The 13,444-nt window shown below is 68.6% G+C and carries 14 protein-coding genes; 7 read left to right on the top strand and 7 right to left on the bottom strand.

Annotated features, from left to right (window positions below; translation table 11 throughout):
- Positions 1-165 precede the first annotated feature (165 nt).
- Entirely contained in the window at positions 166-1,860 is a 1,695-nt protein-coding gene (locus KR541_RS13745) for a M48 family metalloprotease (protein ID WP_204383382.1), read from the top strand.
- A gap of 36 nt (positions 1,861-1,896) precedes the next feature.
- On the opposite strand, the gene KR541_RS13740 is transcribed toward KR541_RS13745, so the two are convergent.
- From KR541_RS13740 to KR541_RS13715, 6 genes are all read right to left on the bottom strand, one after another.
- A complete protein-coding gene (locus KR541_RS13740) occupies positions 1,897-2,484 on the bottom strand; it encodes a DUF2946 family protein (RefSeq protein ID WP_050014561.1) in 588 nt (195 codons plus the stop codon).
- A complete protein-coding gene (locus KR541_RS13735) occupies positions 2,477-3,514 on the bottom strand; it encodes a YheT family hydrolase (protein WP_050014560.1) in 1,038 nt (345 codons plus the stop codon). The genes KR541_RS13740 and KR541_RS13735 overlap by 8 nt, the downstream gene beginning before the upstream one ends.
- A gap of 33 nt (positions 3,515-3,547) precedes the next feature.
- Positions 3,548-3,994 carry a nuclear transport factor 2 family protein gene (locus tag KR541_RS13730; protein ID WP_050014558.1) on the bottom strand — a complete coding sequence of 149 codons (447 nt, stop codon included), beginning with the start codon at positions 3,992-3,994 and terminating at the stop codon, positions 3,548-3,550.
- A gap of 115 nt (positions 3,995-4,109) precedes the next feature.
- Positions 4,110-5,147, bottom strand: a complete 1,038-nt coding sequence (gene waaF / locus KR541_RS13725) for a lipopolysaccharide heptosyltransferase II (protein ID WP_050014556.1) — start codon at positions 5,145-5,147, stop codon at positions 4,110-4,112.
- Positions 5,148-5,287: 140 nt separating this feature from the next.
- Positions 5,288-5,482, bottom strand: coding sequence for a zinc-finger domain-containing protein (locus KR541_RS13720; RefSeq protein WP_006482499.1), 195 nt, complete (start codon positions 5,480-5,482; stop codon positions 5,288-5,290).
- Positions 5,483-5,532: 50 nt separating this feature from the next.
- A complete protein-coding gene (locus KR541_RS13715; RefSeq protein WP_006477940.1) occupies positions 5,533-6,456 on the bottom strand; it encodes a branched-chain amino acid transaminase in 924 nt (307 codons plus the stop codon).
- A 206-nt stretch (positions 6,457-6,662) separates the two neighbouring features.
- On the opposite strand from KR541_RS13715, the gene KR541_RS13710 reads away from it, so the two are divergent.
- The 3 genes from KR541_RS13710 (at position 6,663) to KR541_RS13700 (ending at position 9,216) form a co-directional block, all read left to right on the top strand.
- Complete coding sequence (locus KR541_RS13710) at positions 6,663-7,418, top strand: AzlC family ABC transporter permease (RefSeq protein WP_050014553.1); 756 nt, start codon at positions 6,663-6,665, stop codon at positions 7,416-7,418.
- Positions 7,415-7,738 (top strand): AzlD domain-containing protein, encoded by a 324-nt coding sequence (locus tag KR541_RS13705; protein ID WP_050014552.1) that lies wholly within the window; start codon positions 7,415-7,417, stop codon positions 7,736-7,738. The genes KR541_RS13710 and KR541_RS13705 overlap by 4 nt, the downstream gene beginning before the upstream one ends.
- 281 nt (positions 7,739-8,019) lie before the next feature.
- Positions 8,020-9,216 (top strand): phosphoglycerate kinase, encoded by a 1,197-nt coding sequence (locus KR541_RS13700; RefSeq protein WP_050014551.1) that lies wholly within the window; start codon positions 8,020-8,022, stop codon positions 9,214-9,216.
- Between the two features lie 157 nt (positions 9,217-9,373).
- Here the strand turns inward: KR541_RS13700 and KR541_RS36930 are convergent, their stop codons facing one another.
- Positions 9,374-9,502: a hypothetical protein gene (locus KR541_RS36930; RefSeq protein WP_256975618.1), complete on the bottom strand. Its 129-nt coding sequence runs from the start codon at positions 9,500-9,502 to the stop codon at positions 9,374-9,376.
- On the opposite strand from KR541_RS36930, the gene pyk reads away from it, so the two are divergent.
- The 3 genes from pyk (at position 9,501) to KR541_RS13685 (ending at position 13,444) form a co-directional block, all read left to right on the top strand.
- Entirely contained in the window at positions 9,501-10,937 is a 1,437-nt protein-coding gene (pyk, locus tag KR541_RS13695; RefSeq protein WP_050014704.1) for a pyruvate kinase, read from the top strand. The two genes, KR541_RS36930 and pyk, sit on opposite strands and share 2 nt — an antisense overlap.
- A 318-nt stretch (positions 10,938-11,255) precedes the next feature.
- Positions 11,256-12,320: a class II fructose-bisphosphate aldolase gene (gene fba / locus KR541_RS13690; RefSeq protein ID WP_050014549.1), complete on the top strand. Its 1,065-nt coding sequence runs from the start codon at positions 11,256-11,258 to the stop codon at positions 12,318-12,320.
- Between the two features lie 233 nt (positions 12,321-12,553).
- Entirely contained in the window at positions 12,554-13,444 is an 891-nt protein-coding gene (locus KR541_RS13685; protein WP_027785305.1) for a phosphoribosylaminoimidazolesuccinocarboxamide synthase, read from the top strand.

Here is a 13,444-nt window from a genome sequence, read left to right as displayed (position 1 = left end):
GCAGCGGGCGCCTATCATAGCAGCGGCGTTCGCGTTGCCGGACGCGCAGATGACGCATGCGCGGCACGGGACAGTCGTCGCGGCGCCGGTACAATGACCCGAATATTCAGACCAAACGCCGCGATGCGCGCCGCTCGCGCGGGACGGCGTCGTATTCATCCTGCCATGCGTGTCAAACAGTTGCTTGCCGTGTCGCTGTCGGCCGCGCTTGCGCTGCCGCCGGGCGGCCATGCGCAGAGCGCCGCCGCGCCGCCGCTCGAGCCGGCAGCGGGCGGCGCGACGTCGATATCCACCGTGCCGTCCGGCATCGCGACCGGCGTGTTCGGCACGTACGGCGGCGCGGAGAGCCGGTTCTCGGGCGCGGACGGTGCGTCGGCGCCGGTCGCGAGCCTGCGCGCGCCGCTGCGTGCGCTGGAGCTGCCCGATCTCGGCGACGGCTCCGGCGGCGCGCTGACGCCGCGGGCCGAGCGCCGGCTCGGCGAGCGCGTGATGCGCGAGGTGCGGCGCGATCCCGACTATCTCGACGACTGGCTCGTGCGCGACTACCTGAACGCGATGGCGGCGCGGCTCGCGGCCGCGGCGGCGGCGCGCTACATCGGCGGCTACACGCCCGACTTCGACCTGTTCCCGGTGCGCGATCCGCAGATCAACGCGTTCTCGATGCCGGGCGGCTTCATCGGGATCAACAGCGGGCTGGTGGTGACGACGCAGACGGAGTCGGAACTCGCATCTGTGGTCGGCCACGAGATGGGGCATGTGCTGCAGCGGCACATCGCGCGGATGATCGGCGCGAGCGAGAAGAGCGGCTACACGGCGCTCGCGACGATGCTGCTCGGCGTGCTGGCCGGCGTGCTCGCGCGCAGCGGCGATCTCGGCAGCGCGATCGCGATGGGCGGGCAGGCGTACGCGGTCGACAACCAGCTGCGCTTCTCGCGTTCGGCCGAGCGCGAGGCCGATCGCGTCGGCTTCCAGTTGCTCGCGGGAGCCGGCTACGACCCGTATGGGATGCCGGGCTTCTTCGAGCGGCTCGATCGCGCGTCGATGGGCGATGCGGGCGTGCCGGCCTACGCGCGCACGCATCCGCTGACCGGCGAGCGGATTGCGGACATGGAGGATCGTGCGCGCCGCGCGCCGTACCGGCAACCGCGCCAGTCGGCCGAATACGGGTTCGTGCGCGCGCGGCTGCGCATCCTGCAGAACCGGGCGCCGACCGACATCTCGGCCGAGGCGCGCCGGATGCAGCTCGAGATCGACGATCGCACCGCGCCGAACGTCGCGGCGAACTGGTACGGCATCGCGCTCGCGAACACGCTGCTCGGCCAGTACGATGCGGCGGACAAGGCGCTCGCGTCGGCGCGCGGCGCGTTCGACGAGCGCGAGCGGCGCGACGACGATCCGGCCACCCGTTCGCCGAGCCTCGACGTGCTGGCCGCCGACATCGCCCGCCGCGCGGGCCGGACCGACGACGCGGTACGGCTGTCGGCGCTCGCGCAGCGGCGCTGGCCGGCGTCGCACGCGGCGATCGTCGCGCACCTGCAGGCGCTGATCGCCGCGCGCCGCTTCGCCGACGCGCAGACGCTCGCGCGGGCGCAGGCGAAGGCCGACCCCGAACAGCCGGACTGGTGGGATTACCTCGCGAAGGCGAGCGACGGCAAGGGCGACGTGCTCGCGCGGCGCCGCGCGCTGGCGGAGAAACTGGCGCTCGACGGCGCGTGGCCATCGGCGATCCGGCAACTGAAGGAAGCGCGCGACGCGAAGGACGTGTCGTTCTACGAGCAGTCGATCATCGGCGCGCGGCTGCTGGAATTCGAGGCGCGCTACAAGGAAGAGCGCGACGACGAGAAGAACGGCCGCGGGTAGCGGCCATCGCGCGGCGAACGCGGCCGGCGCCGCCGCTCACTGGTCGCTGTCGGCCGCGTCGCGCGCGCGGCGCGCCGGGCTGGCGACGTAGCCGAACCGTGCCGGTACGTCGGCGCACGCGATGCTGCCGAGCGGCAGCGTACGGCCGTCGCGCCAGCGCAGCACGGGCGGCTCGGCATCGAAATCCGCGTGATCGGCGAACAGCCCGAGGTCGTGATCGTGCAGCGCCGCGATGCGCGCGGGCGTGCCGGCGTCGCGAAACAGCACGCCGCCGCCGTCGTCGAGCCACGCTGCCTCCGGCTTGAACGGGGCGCCCGTCTGGTCGGTGAGCGCAAGCTGCCCGTCATGCTCGGCGAGCCGCACGACCCACGGCGTATAGGCGAGTTCGACGTACACGCGCTGCGGCCCGTTCTGGAAGAACCACTGGCCCTGCGCGTCGCATGCGTAGTTGCGGCCGATGAACGCGTTCAGCGCCGCATGCCGGATCGGCGAGCCGAGCTCGCCGGCCGCCTGCGCGGCGTCGTCGCGCAGCCGCCATGCGCCGCGCCGATCGAGCAGCAGCCAGCCGGTGCAATGCGGCACGTTCGGCCATTTGGCGAGCGCCTGCCTGACGATGTCATCCATGGTCGACGAATTTCGAGCAATAGCCGAACACCCGCGCCGACAGCCAGTCGAGGCGGCCGGGGAACGGCCCGGTCATGAAGCCCGCGTGGCCGCCGTGCGCGGGCTGGTCGAGCTCGACGGCCGGCGACACGTCGGCCGGGCCCGGCAGCGCCGATTCGGGCAGGAACGGGTCGTTGCGGGCGTTGAGGATCAGCGTGGGCACGTCGATCGCGCGCAGCAGCGGGCGCGTCGTCGCCTGGGTCCAGTAGTCGTCCGCGTTCGCGAAACCGTGCAGCGGCGCGGTCACGACTTCGTCGAAGTCGCGCATCGTCACGGCCCGCAGCATCGCGTCGCGGTCGAACAGCCCCGGATACTGTTCGAGTTTCGCGAGCCCCTTGCGTTTGAGCGTCTTCAGGAAGCTGCGCGTGTAGACCATCGCGAAGCCCTGCGACAGCGCGCGGCCGCCGGCATGCACGTCGATCGGCGTCGAGATCGCGGCGGCGGCGCGCACGATCGACGTGTCGCTGCGATGCTCGCCGAGCCAGCGCAGCAGCACGTTGCCGCCCAGCGACACGCCGGCCACGACCAGCGGTCCGCGGTGCTGCGCGGCGAGCCGGCGCAGGATCCAGTCGACCTCGGCGCTGTCGGCGAGATGGTAGAAGCGCGGCTGCCGGTTGATCTCGCCGCTGCAACTGCGGAAGTGCGGGACGACCGCGTGCCAGCCGTGCGCGCGCGCGGTGGCCATCATCGCGAGCGCGTAGTGCGAGCCGGAGCTGCCTTCGAGGCCGTGGAACAGCACGAACAGCGGCGCGTCGGGCGCCGGCGCCGCGCTGTCGAGGTGCGCGACCCAGTCGAGGTCGATGAAGTCATGGTCGGGCGTTTCCCATCGCTCTCGCCGATAACCGACTACCGGCCGCCGCGCGAACAGCGCGGGCACGATGGTTTGCACATGGCTGTTGGGCAGCCAGCGCGGTGCGCGATAGCGCAATGAATCGTCGTCGGGGGCCGGGGGCCCGGTCAGCGGCGAGGTGGGCGGAGAAGCCGTACTCATGATCGCCCCGCTAATGCGTTGCTTCGTTTTTCGTCAGTGCAGCGGACCCTGCCCGTGACGGATCTTCGCGGCGAATTGTCCGGCCGCTCGTTCAGGAATCGGGCTCGCGTGGATGTGCGCGATGCGCCATTCGCCACGTTCGTGGATCATCACGTACGTCGCGAAAACCATGTCGGGTTCGGCCGTCAGGTCGGCCTGCTGATGCGCTTCGGCGATCGTATAGACGACCGTGCCGAGGCTGTCGTACACGCGGATGTCGAGCGGCTCGATCGTGACGGGGCGCGTCGCGAGGCGATTGCCCAGCCCGCTGCGGATCTGGTCGAGGCCGTGCAGATGCTCGCCGTCCGCCCACACGCAGCTGGCGAAATCCTCGTCGATCCACAGCGCCAGCAGCGCGTCGAGATTGGCATCCGCGACGGCCTGGTAGTAGGCGTTCAGCGTATCGGCGGCAGCTTCGAACAGGCGGGCAAAACGTGGCATCGGGGTGGTCTCTCGCGCGCATCGCGCGCCGTATTCAGCACGGCGGCCCGGATCGAGCCGCCGTACACCGGTGAATCGGATTGCCCGGCGCGCCGTGCGACGCTGCCGGTCAGGGTCAGCGCTGCCCGACGAGCATGCCGCGCAAATCGCCGAATACCTGCTCGGGACCGAGTTCGCGCAGGCACTTCAGGTGGCCGAGCGGGCACTCGCGTTCGAAGCAGGGACTGCATTCGAGATGTAACCATTGTACCTTCGCCAGGTCCGACAGCGGAGGGGTATGGCGCGGATCGGTCGATCCGTACAACGCGACGAGCGGCCGGCGCAACGCGGCGGCGACGTGCATCAGCCCCGAATCGTTGGTGACGACCGCGTTCGCGCGCGCGATCAGCGCGCACGCCTCGGACAACGACGTCTGCCCGCACAGGTTGCGCACGTTCGGCGCGTGGTCGGCGATCGCCTGCGCGGCGGCCGAATCCTTCGGCGAGCCGAGCGCGACGATCTGCGTATACGGGAACGACTGGTGGACGATGGTCGCGAGCGACGCGAAGTGCTCGGGCGGCCAGCGCTTGGCCGGGCCGTATTCGGCGCCGGGGCAGAACACGACGAGCGGCTTGCGCGTATCGAGATTGAAACGTGCGGACACGCGCGCCGTCTCGTTCAGGTCGGCGTCCAGGCGCGGCGCGGGCAGCGTCTTCATCGACTCGGGCAGCTTCGCGCCCGGCGCGTACGCGAGCGCCGCGTAGTGGGTCGTCATCGGCGGCCGCTCGCCCGACTTGTCGGGGTTCGCGTGCCGCACGTTCAGCAGCCCGTAGCGGTGCTCGCCCGTATAGCCGATGCGCAGCGGAATGTTCGCGAGCCACGGGATCACCGCGGATTTCAGCGAATTCGGCAGCACGTACGCCGCGTCGTAGCCGACGTCGCGCAGGTCGCTCGCGAGCTGCCAGCGGCGCAGCAGCTGCAGCTTGCCGTGCGCGAGATCGGTCGCGTAGACATCGTGGATCTCGGGCATCCGCTCGAGCACGGGCGCGACCCAGGAGGGTGCGACGGCATCGATCGCGATGCGGGGATGGAGCTTTTTCAGCAGCGCAAAAAGCGGCTGCGCCATCAATGCGTCACCGATCCAGTTCGGTGCGATAACCAGCGCTCGACGCATCAGGTCGACTTCCGATGTCGTAATGAAGCACGGCGCACGGGCGCCGCGTTCGGGTTGCCAGAATGGGGAAGGGCGGCGCGCCGGACTGCCGGCTGCGCCGCCTTGCGGGTCGGCGGGCCGTCAGGCCCGGCCGCCGGGGCTCAGTGGCCCTTGACGACCTCGCCGTCGCGCAGCTTGTAGCGCGTGCCGCAGTACGGGCAGCGCGCCTCGCCGTGCGATACGTCGATGAAGACGCGCGGGTGCGCATTCCAGCGCGTCATGGCCGGGTTCGGGCAGTAGGCGGGAAGATCCTTGGCCGTCAGCTCGACCAGCGGCATTTCCTTGATTTCGCTCATGAGACTTTCTCTTATCACTCTTGTGTGGGGCGGTCGGTGGCGCGGCGCGCTCAGACCTTCGTCAGCCAGTGCGCGTACTTCGCGTTCTTGCCTGACACGATATCGAAAAACGCCGACTGGAGCTTTTCCGTGACGGGGCCGCGCGCGCCGCTGCCGATCGTGCGGTTGTCGAGTTCGCGGATCGGCGTGACCTCGGCGGCCGTGCCGGTGAAGAACGCTTCGTCGGCCGTGTAGACCTCGTCGCGCGTGATGCGCTTCTCGATGACCTCGATGCCGGCGTCCTTCGCGAGCGTGATGACCGTGTCGCGCGTGATGCCGTCGAGGCAGGACGACAGGTCGGGCGTGTACAGCTTGCCGTTGTTCACGAGGAAGAAGTTCTCGCCGGAGCCTTCGGACACGTAGCCGTCGACATCGAGCAGCAGCGCTTCGTCGTAGCCGTCGGCCGTCGCTTCCTGGTTCGCGAGAATCGAGTTCACATACCAGCCGGATGCCTTCGCACGCACCATCGACACGTTCACGTGGTGGCGCGTGAACGACGACGTCTTCACGCGGATGCCCTTCGCGAGGCCGTCCTCGCCGAGGTACGCGCCCCACGGCCACGCGGCGATCGCGACGTGGATCGTATTGCCCTTCGCGGCCACGCCGAGCTTTTCCGAGCCGACCCAGATGATCGGGCGCAGGTAGCACGACTCGAGATGGTTCTCGCGCACGACCGCGAGCTGCGCGGCTTCGAGCGTTTCGCGGTCGAACGGCACGTCCATCTGGAAGATCTTCGCCGAATTCAGCAGACGTTTGGTGTGCTCGCGCAGGCGGAAGATCGCGGTGCCGCCGTCGGCCGTCTTGTACGCGCGCACGCCCTCGAAGACGCCCATGCCGTAGTGCAGCGTATGGGTCAGGACGTGGATCTTGGCGTCGCGCCAGTCGATCAGCTTGCCGTCCATCCAGATCTTGCCGTCGCGGTCGGCCATTGACATAAGATTCTCCTGGAAGCGGTGATGTGCTGCGGGTGATGTGCAGCGTTGAACCGGAAAGACGCTTATTTTAGCGTCATTTGGGGACGATCCGGTCGGGCGGCACGGGGCCGGCGCTATAATCGTCCGGTACCGATTCCAATAACGATGGGTCGCACGGCAGGAGGCGCCGGCGTCCCGACGAACCGCCCGCTGCGGCCCGCTTTCCGATGCTCGCTCGATTGTCCGCCACCGACCGCTTCGCGCTGATCCAGGGCGCGCGCGACTATTCCCCGACACTGATGGCGATCCTGTCCTGGGGGCTCGTCACCGGCATCGCGATGAGCAAGTCCGTGATGACGCTCGGGCAGGCGAGCGCGATGTCGCTGTTCGTCTACGCGGGCTCGTCGCAGCTCGCGGTGCTGCCGCTGCTCGCGGCGAAGCTGCCGATCTGGACCGTGTTGCTCACGGCCGCGATGGTCAACCTGCGCTTCGTGATCTTCAGCGCCGGGCTGGCGCCCCATTTTTCCTACCTGCCGCTGTGGCGGCGCCTCGCGATCGGCTATTTCAACGGCGACGTGATCTATCTGCTGTTCCAGAAACAGGGCTTCGCGTACGGCCGCGTGCCGGGCAAGGAAGCGTATTTCTGGGGGATGGCGCTCGCGAGCTGGGCGTCGTGGCAGGTGTCGTCGCTCGCCGGCATCCTGCTCGCGAGCGTCTTTCCCGCGAGCTGGGGGCTGGAGCTGGCCGGCACGCTCGCGCTGATCCCGATCATGGTGTCGGCGGTCGCGAACCGCTCGACGCTCGCGGCCGTCGCGGTCGCGGGCATCGTGTCGCTGATCGCGTTCGACCTGCCGTACCGGCTCGCGCTCCCGATCGCGGTGCTCGCCGCGCTCGCGGCCGGCTGCGCGGCCGATTTCTTCGTCGAGCGCGCTGACTGGCGGCGCATCCGGACCGAAACCGTGCACGAAAAGGACATCGAATGAGCGCGACCGAGATCTGGATCGTCATCGTCGGGATGACGATCGTCACGGCCGTCACGCGCGCGCTGTTCCTGATCGGCGGCGAGCGCACCGTGCTGCCCGAACGCGCGCAGCGCGCGCTGCGCTACGCGCCGGCCGCCGCGCTGGTCGCCGTCGTGTTGCCCGACGTGCTCGAAACGCCGGCCGGACTGTCGTTCGGGCTGTCCAATCATCCGTTCTACGCGGCGCTCGCCGGCCTCGGCTGGTTTTTGTGGCGGCGCAGCATGCTCGGCACGATCGTCATCGGGATGCTCGTGTTCACCGCACTGCGGCTGATTTTCTGATGCGCCGCCGTTCCGGTCCGATCACTGCCGGCCGGCTGTGCGCCTGTCTTGCTGCGATGCAGCAATTCGTCCGTTCCGGCGCGCGATCCCAAATAGGCGGAATTCGCCGTCGCACGGGTCAGTCTGCCGGATGGATCGGCTAGAATGCCCGTTCGAGATTTTTTACCCGTGCGCGTCTTGCGAACCGCCAGCCACGGCCGCATCCGGCGCCCTTTCGCGGCAGCCCGCGCACGTCCAGCGTGAACCCCCCTTTCCCCATCCACCACTTCAATCTGTTCAACATGAGCCAAGTCAAGCGTCTTACCGACCTGATCGCCGCCGGCCAGCTCGCCGGCAAGCGGGTGTTCATCCGCGCCGACCTGAACGTCCCGCAGGACGACCAGGGCAACATCACCGAGGACACGCGCGTGCGTGCGTCCGTGCCGGCCATCCAGGCCGCGCTCGACGCCGGCGCGGCGGTGATGGTCACGTCGCACCTCGGCCGTCCGACCGAAGGCGAATTCAAGCCGGAAGACTCGCTCGCGCCGGTCGCGAAGCGTCTCGCCGACCTGCTCGGCCGTGACGTGCCGCTCGTCGCGAACTGGGTCGAGAACGGCGTGAACGTCGCGCCGGGCCAGGTCGTGCTGCTCGAGAACTGCCGCGTGAACAAGGGCGAGAAGAAAAATTCGGACGAGCTCGCGCAGAAGATGGCGAAGCTCTGCGACGTGTACGTGAACGACGCGTTCGGCACCGCGCACCGTGCGGAGGCGACCACCCACGGGATCGCGAAGTACGCGCCCGTGGCATGCGCGGGCCCGCTGCTTGCTGCGGAACTCGACGCGCTCGGCAAGGCGCTCGGCAACCCGGCGCGCCCGCTGGTCGCGATCGTCGCCGGTTCGAAGGTGTCGACCAAGCTGACCATCCTGAAGTCGCTGGCCGGCAAGGTCGACCAGCTGATCGTCGGCGGCGGCATCGCGAACACGTTCATGCTCGCGGCCGGCCTGTCGATCGGCAAGTCGCTCGCGGAAGCCGATCTCGTCGCCGAGGCGAAGGCGATCATCGACGAAGCGCGCGAGCGCGGCGCATCGGTGCCGATCCCGACCGACGTCGTCACCGCGAAGGAATTCTCGCCGACGGCCGCGGCCACGGTGAAGCAGGTCGCCGACATCGAAGCGGACGACATGATCCTCGACATCGGCCCCGATACGGCCAAGGCGCTCGCGAGCCAGCTCGAGAAGGCCGGCACGATCGTGTGGAACGGCCCGGTCGGCGTGTTCGAGTTCGACCAGTTCGGCAACGGCACCAAGACGCTCGCCGAAGCGATCGCCAAATCGTCCGCGTTCTCGATCGCGGGCGGCGGCGACACGCTCGCGGCCATCGCGAAGTACGGCATCCACGACCAGGTCAGCTACATCTCGACGGGCGGCGGCGCCTTCCTCGAGTTCCTCGAGGGGAAGAAGCTGCCGGCGGTGGAAGTGCTCGAAACGCGGGCGGCCTGAGCGTGGCGGCGCGCGCAGGGGTGACGAAGGCCGCGCGCTCCGCGAAAGCGGAGCAGCCGGCCGGCGCGGGCAAGCGCACACGCGCGCCCGCGCGGGCGAACACCGCCCCGCGCGCACCGGCGGCCGCCGGCGACGCGGCCGTGCAGCACCACGAGATTCAGAACAAAGCGATGCCGGGCGCCAGCACCGGCACGCCCCCCGGAACGGCGGCCGCTGGGCCTGCCGGTTCCGGCTCTCGCAGCGTTTCACCCAGCGCATCCACCTTGATCCAGATGAGGAGTTTCATGCAGCGCGCCACCAAGATAGTCGCCACGATCGGCCCGGCATCCAGTTCGCCGGAGATTCTGCTGCAGATGATGCAGGCGGGCCTCGACGTCGTGCGGCTCAATTTTTCGCACGGCACGGCCGACGATCACCGCCAGCGCGCCGAAATGGTGCGCGAGGCCGCCCGCAAGGTTGGCCGCGAGATCGCGATCATGGCCGACCTCCAGGGCCCGAAGATCCGCGTCGGCAAGTTCGAGAACGGCAAGACCACGCTCGTGCCGGGGCAGCCGTTCATCCTCGATGCGGGCTGCGAACTCGGCAACGACGAGCGCGTCGGCCTCGACTACAAGGAGCTGCCGCGCGATCTGAAGCCGGGCGACCTGCTGCTGCTGAACGACGGCCTGATCGTGCTGACCGTCGAGCGCGTGCTCGGCGACGAGATCCACACGATCGTCAAGGTGGGCGGCGAGCTGTCGAACAACAAGGGGATCAACCGCCAGGGCGGCGGCCTGTCGGCGCCGGCGCTGACCGCGAAGGACATGGAGGACATCCGCACCGCGATGTCGCTCGGCGCGGACCTCGTCGCGGTGTCGTTCCCGAAGAACGCGACCGACATGGAAATGGCGCGCCAGCTCGCGAACATCGCGGGCGCGCCGTACGGCATCAAGCCGAAGATGATCGCGAAGATCGAACGCGCGGAGGCGATTCCGGCGCTGCAGAGCATCCTCGACGCGTCCGACGGCATCATGGTCGCGCGCGGCGACCTCGCGGTCGAAGTGGGCAACGCGGCCGTGCCGGCGCTGCAGAAGCGGATGATCCGGATGGCGCGCGAGTCGAACAAGCTCGTGATCACCGCGACGCAGATGATGGAATCGATGATCTACGCGCCGGTGCCGACCCGCGCGGAAGTGTCGGACGTCGCGAACGCGGTGCTCGACGGCACCGACGCGGTGATGCTGTCGGCCGAGACGGCTGCCGGCAAGTATCCGGTCGTCACGATCGAGACGATGGCGGCCGTGTGCGTCGAGGCGGAAAAGTCGGAAGAAGTCGAGCTGGACAAGGACTTCCTCGACCGCACGTTCACGCGGATCGACCAGTCGATCGCGATGGGCGCGCTGTTCACCGCGTACCACCTGGGCGCGAAGGCGATCATCGCGCTGACCGAATCGGGCGCGACCGCGCTGTGGATGTCGCGTCACTACACGCACGTGCCGATCTTCGCGCTGACGCCGCGCGTCGGCAGCGAGCGCACGATGGCGCTGTACCGCAACGTGACGCCGCTGCACGTCGACTTCAACAGCGACCGCGATTCGGCGCTGCAGGCCGCGCTCGAGATCGTCGTCAAGCAGGGCTACGTGCAGCACGGCGACATGGTCGTGCTGACCGTCGGCGAGCCGATGGGGCAGGCGGGCGGCACCAACACGCTGAAGATCGTGCGGGTCGGCGAGCACTATTGAGCGCCGGCTGAACCGCATCGCGCCGGCCGGCAGACCGGCGGCCCGGATCGGCTGCAATTGATCCGGCACCGTTTTTTTGCGCGCAGGCCGCGCGGGGTCCGAAGCCCCGCGCGGCTTTTTTTCTCCTTTTTGGCCCGATTGTGCCGTGCGAACGTAACAAATTGCGAGCGGGCGCCACCGGGCGGTCGGAATCGGAGGCGCTTCGCGATAAAATGCGGCTATTCGACGCTCAGCCGCGCCGCGCCGTCCCGGTTCAGAGGGGAGTGAGCGCCGCGCCGGCGTCAGGGCGCACCGGTTTTCATTCCAAGGAGTTCCACAATGCCTCTCGTATCAATGCGTCAATTGCTGGACCACGCGGCAGAGCACGGTTACGGCCTGCCGGCCTTCAACGTGAACAACCTGGAGCAGGTCCAGGCGATCATGGCGGCGGCGGATCAGGTCGGCGCGCCCGTGATCATGCAGGCATCGGCCGGCGCGCGTAAGTACGCGGGCGAGCCGTTCCTGCGCCACCTGATCGAAGCAGCGGTCGAATCGTATCCGCACATCCCGGTCGTGATGCACCAGGATCACGGCCAGTCGCCGGCGGTCTGCACGGCCGCGATCCGCAGCGGCTTCACGAGCGTGATGATGGACGGTTCGCTCGAAGCCGACGGCAAGACGGTCGCGTCGTACGAGTACAACGTCGACGTGTCGCGCAAGGTCGTCGAGATGGCGCACTCGATCGGCGTGACGGTCGAAGCCGAACTCGGCGTGCTCGGCTCGCTCGAGACGATGAAGGGCGACAAGGAAGACGGTCACGGCGCGGAAGGCACGATGACCCGCGAGCAACTGCTGACCGATCCGGAGCAGGCCGCCGACTTCGTGAAGCTCACGCAGTGCGACGCGCTCGCGATCGCGATCGGCACGTCGCACGGCGCGTACAAGTTTTCGAAGAAGCCGACGGGCGACATCCTGTCGATCCAGCGCATCAAGGAAATCCACGCACGCATTCCGAACACGCACCTGGTGATGCACGGTTCGTCGTCGGTGCCGCAGGAACTGCTGGCCGAGATCCGCGAATTCGGCGGCGACATGAAGGAAACCTACGGCGTGCCGGTCGAGGAAATCCAGGAAGGCATCAAGCACGGCGTGCGCAAGATCAACATCGACACCGACCTGCGTCTCGCGATCACCGGCGCGATCCGCCGCTACCTGTTCGAGAACCCGGGCAAGTTCGATCCGCGCGACTACCTGAAGCCCGCGCGCGAAGCCGCGAAGCAGGTGTGCGTCGACCGTTACCTCGCGTTCGGCTGCGAAGGCCAGGCCGGCAAGATCAAGCCGGTGTCGCTCGACAAGATCGCCGAGCAGTACAAGTCGGGCGCGCTCGCACAGGTCGTGCGCTGAGACTGTAGTACGATTGCCCCGCCCGGTTCTGCCGCCGGGCATGGGCTGGCTGCCCGTTCGGCCGGATTTGATCCGGCCCCGGCAGCCGTTCCGTCCGGCCGAACAAGGGCCGGCCGGCAGCCGCCCGGGCGCTGCGCCCGCCGGTTCGCCGACGTATTGCAAGACCGCCGTTCCCGCCTGCCGCGGGGAACGGCGTTTCCCTTTTTGTTTGGCTCCTTATCTGCGAAAAGACGATGTCTACCCTTTACGAATCCACGCTCCGCTCGCTGCCGCTTCTCGGTCGCGGCAAGGTTCGCGATAACTACGCGGTCGGCAACGACAAGCTCCTGATCGTCACGACCGATCGCCTGTCGGCCTTCGACGTGGTGATGGGCGAGCCGATTCCGAACAAGGGCCGCGTGCTGAACCAGATGGCGAACTTCTGGTTCGACAAGCTCGCGCACATCGTGCCGAACCACCTGACGGGCGACGCGCCGGAAGCGGTCGTCGCGGCCGACGAGGTCGAGCAGGTGAAGGGCCGCGGCGTGGTCGTCAAGCGCCTCGAGCCGATCATGATCGAAGCGGTCGTGCGCGGCTACCTGGCCGGCAGCGGCTGGAAGGAATACCAGGCGTCGGGCGCCGTGTGCGGCGTGCAGCTGCCGGAAGGCCTGCAGAACGCGCAGAAGCTGCCCGAGCCGATCTTCACGCCGGCCGCGAAGGCCGAGATGGGCGAGCACGACGAGAACATCACGTTCGAGGAAACCGAGCGCCGCATCGGCACCGAGCTGGCCGCGACGATCCGCGACATCTCGATCCGCCTGTACAAGGAAGCGGCCGACTACGCGGCGACGCGCGGCATCATCATCGCCGACACGAAGTTCGAATTCGGCCTCGACAACCACGGCAAGCTGTATCTGATGGACGAAGTGCTGACCGCCGATTCGTCGCGCTTCTGGCCGGCCGACCAGTACGAAGTCGGCACGAACCCGCCGTCGTTCGACAAGCAGTTCGTGCGCGACTGGCTCGAGGCGCAGCCGTGGGGCAAGACGGCGCCGGCGCCGGCGCTGCCGGCCGACGTCGTCGAGAAGACGGCCGCGAAGTACCAGGAAGCGCTCGAGCGCATCACGGGCCAGTCGCTTGCCTGA

Origin of the sequence: Burkholderia sola, from assembly GCF_905400185.1 — a bacterium.
Taxonomy (GTDB): Bacteria; Pseudomonadota; Gammaproteobacteria; order Burkholderiales; family Burkholderiaceae; genus Burkholderia; species Burkholderia sola.
Note: the sequence above shows the minus strand (reverse complement) of the source record. Positions and strands in the feature narration are given on the sequence as shown.

What these genes read in the sequence shown, in the direction of transcription:
- KR541_RS13745 (WP_204383382.1), top strand. Translation starts at nt 166, where the DNA reads ATGCGTGTCAAACAGTTGCTTGCCGTGTCGCTGTCGGCCGCGCTTGCG.
- KR541_RS13740 (WP_050014561.1), bottom strand. Translation starts at nt 2,484, where the DNA reads ATGGATGACATCGTCAGGCAGGCGCTCGCCAAATGGCCGAACGTGCCG.
- KR541_RS13735 (WP_050014560.1), bottom strand. Translation starts at nt 3,514, where the DNA reads ATGAGTACGGCTTCTCCGCCCACCTCGCCGCTGACCGGGCCCCCGGCC.
- KR541_RS13730 (WP_050014558.1), bottom strand. Translation starts at nt 3,994, where the DNA reads ATGCCACGTTTTGCCCGCCTGTTCGAAGCTGCCGCCGATACGCTGAAC.
- waaF (WP_050014556.1), bottom strand. Translation starts at nt 5,147, where the DNA reads ATGCGTCGAGCGCTGGTTATCGCACCGAACTGGATCGGTGACGCATTG.
- KR541_RS13720 (WP_006482499.1), bottom strand. Translation starts at nt 5,482, where the DNA reads ATGAGCGAAATCAAGGAAATGCCGCTGGTCGAGCTGACGGCCAAGGAT.
- KR541_RS13715 (WP_006477940.1), bottom strand. Translation starts at nt 6,456, where the DNA reads ATGTCAATGGCCGACCGCGACGGCAAGATCTGGATGGACGGCAAGCTG.
- KR541_RS13710 (WP_050014553.1), top strand. Translation starts at nt 6,663, where the DNA reads ATGCTCGCTCGATTGTCCGCCACCGACCGCTTCGCGCTGATCCAGGGC.
- KR541_RS13705 (WP_050014552.1), top strand. Translation starts at nt 7,415, where the DNA reads ATGAGCGCGACCGAGATCTGGATCGTCATCGTCGGGATGACGATCGTC.
- KR541_RS13700 (WP_050014551.1), top strand. Translation starts at nt 8,020, where the DNA reads ATGAGCCAAGTCAAGCGTCTTACCGACCTGATCGCCGCCGGCCAGCTC.
- pyk (WP_050014704.1), top strand. Translation starts at nt 9,501, where the DNA reads ATGCAGCGCGCCACCAAGATAGTCGCCACGATCGGCCCGGCATCCAGT.
- KR541_RS36930 (WP_256975618.1), bottom strand. Translation starts at nt 9,502, where the DNA reads ATGAAACTCCTCATCTGGATCAAGGTGGATGCGCTGGGTGAAACGCTG.
- fba (WP_050014549.1), top strand. Translation starts at nt 11,256, where the DNA reads ATGCCTCTCGTATCAATGCGTCAATTGCTGGACCACGCGGCAGAGCAC.
- KR541_RS13685 (WP_027785305.1), top strand. Translation starts at nt 12,554, where the DNA reads ATGTCTACCCTTTACGAATCCACGCTCCGCTCGCTGCCGCTTCTCGGT.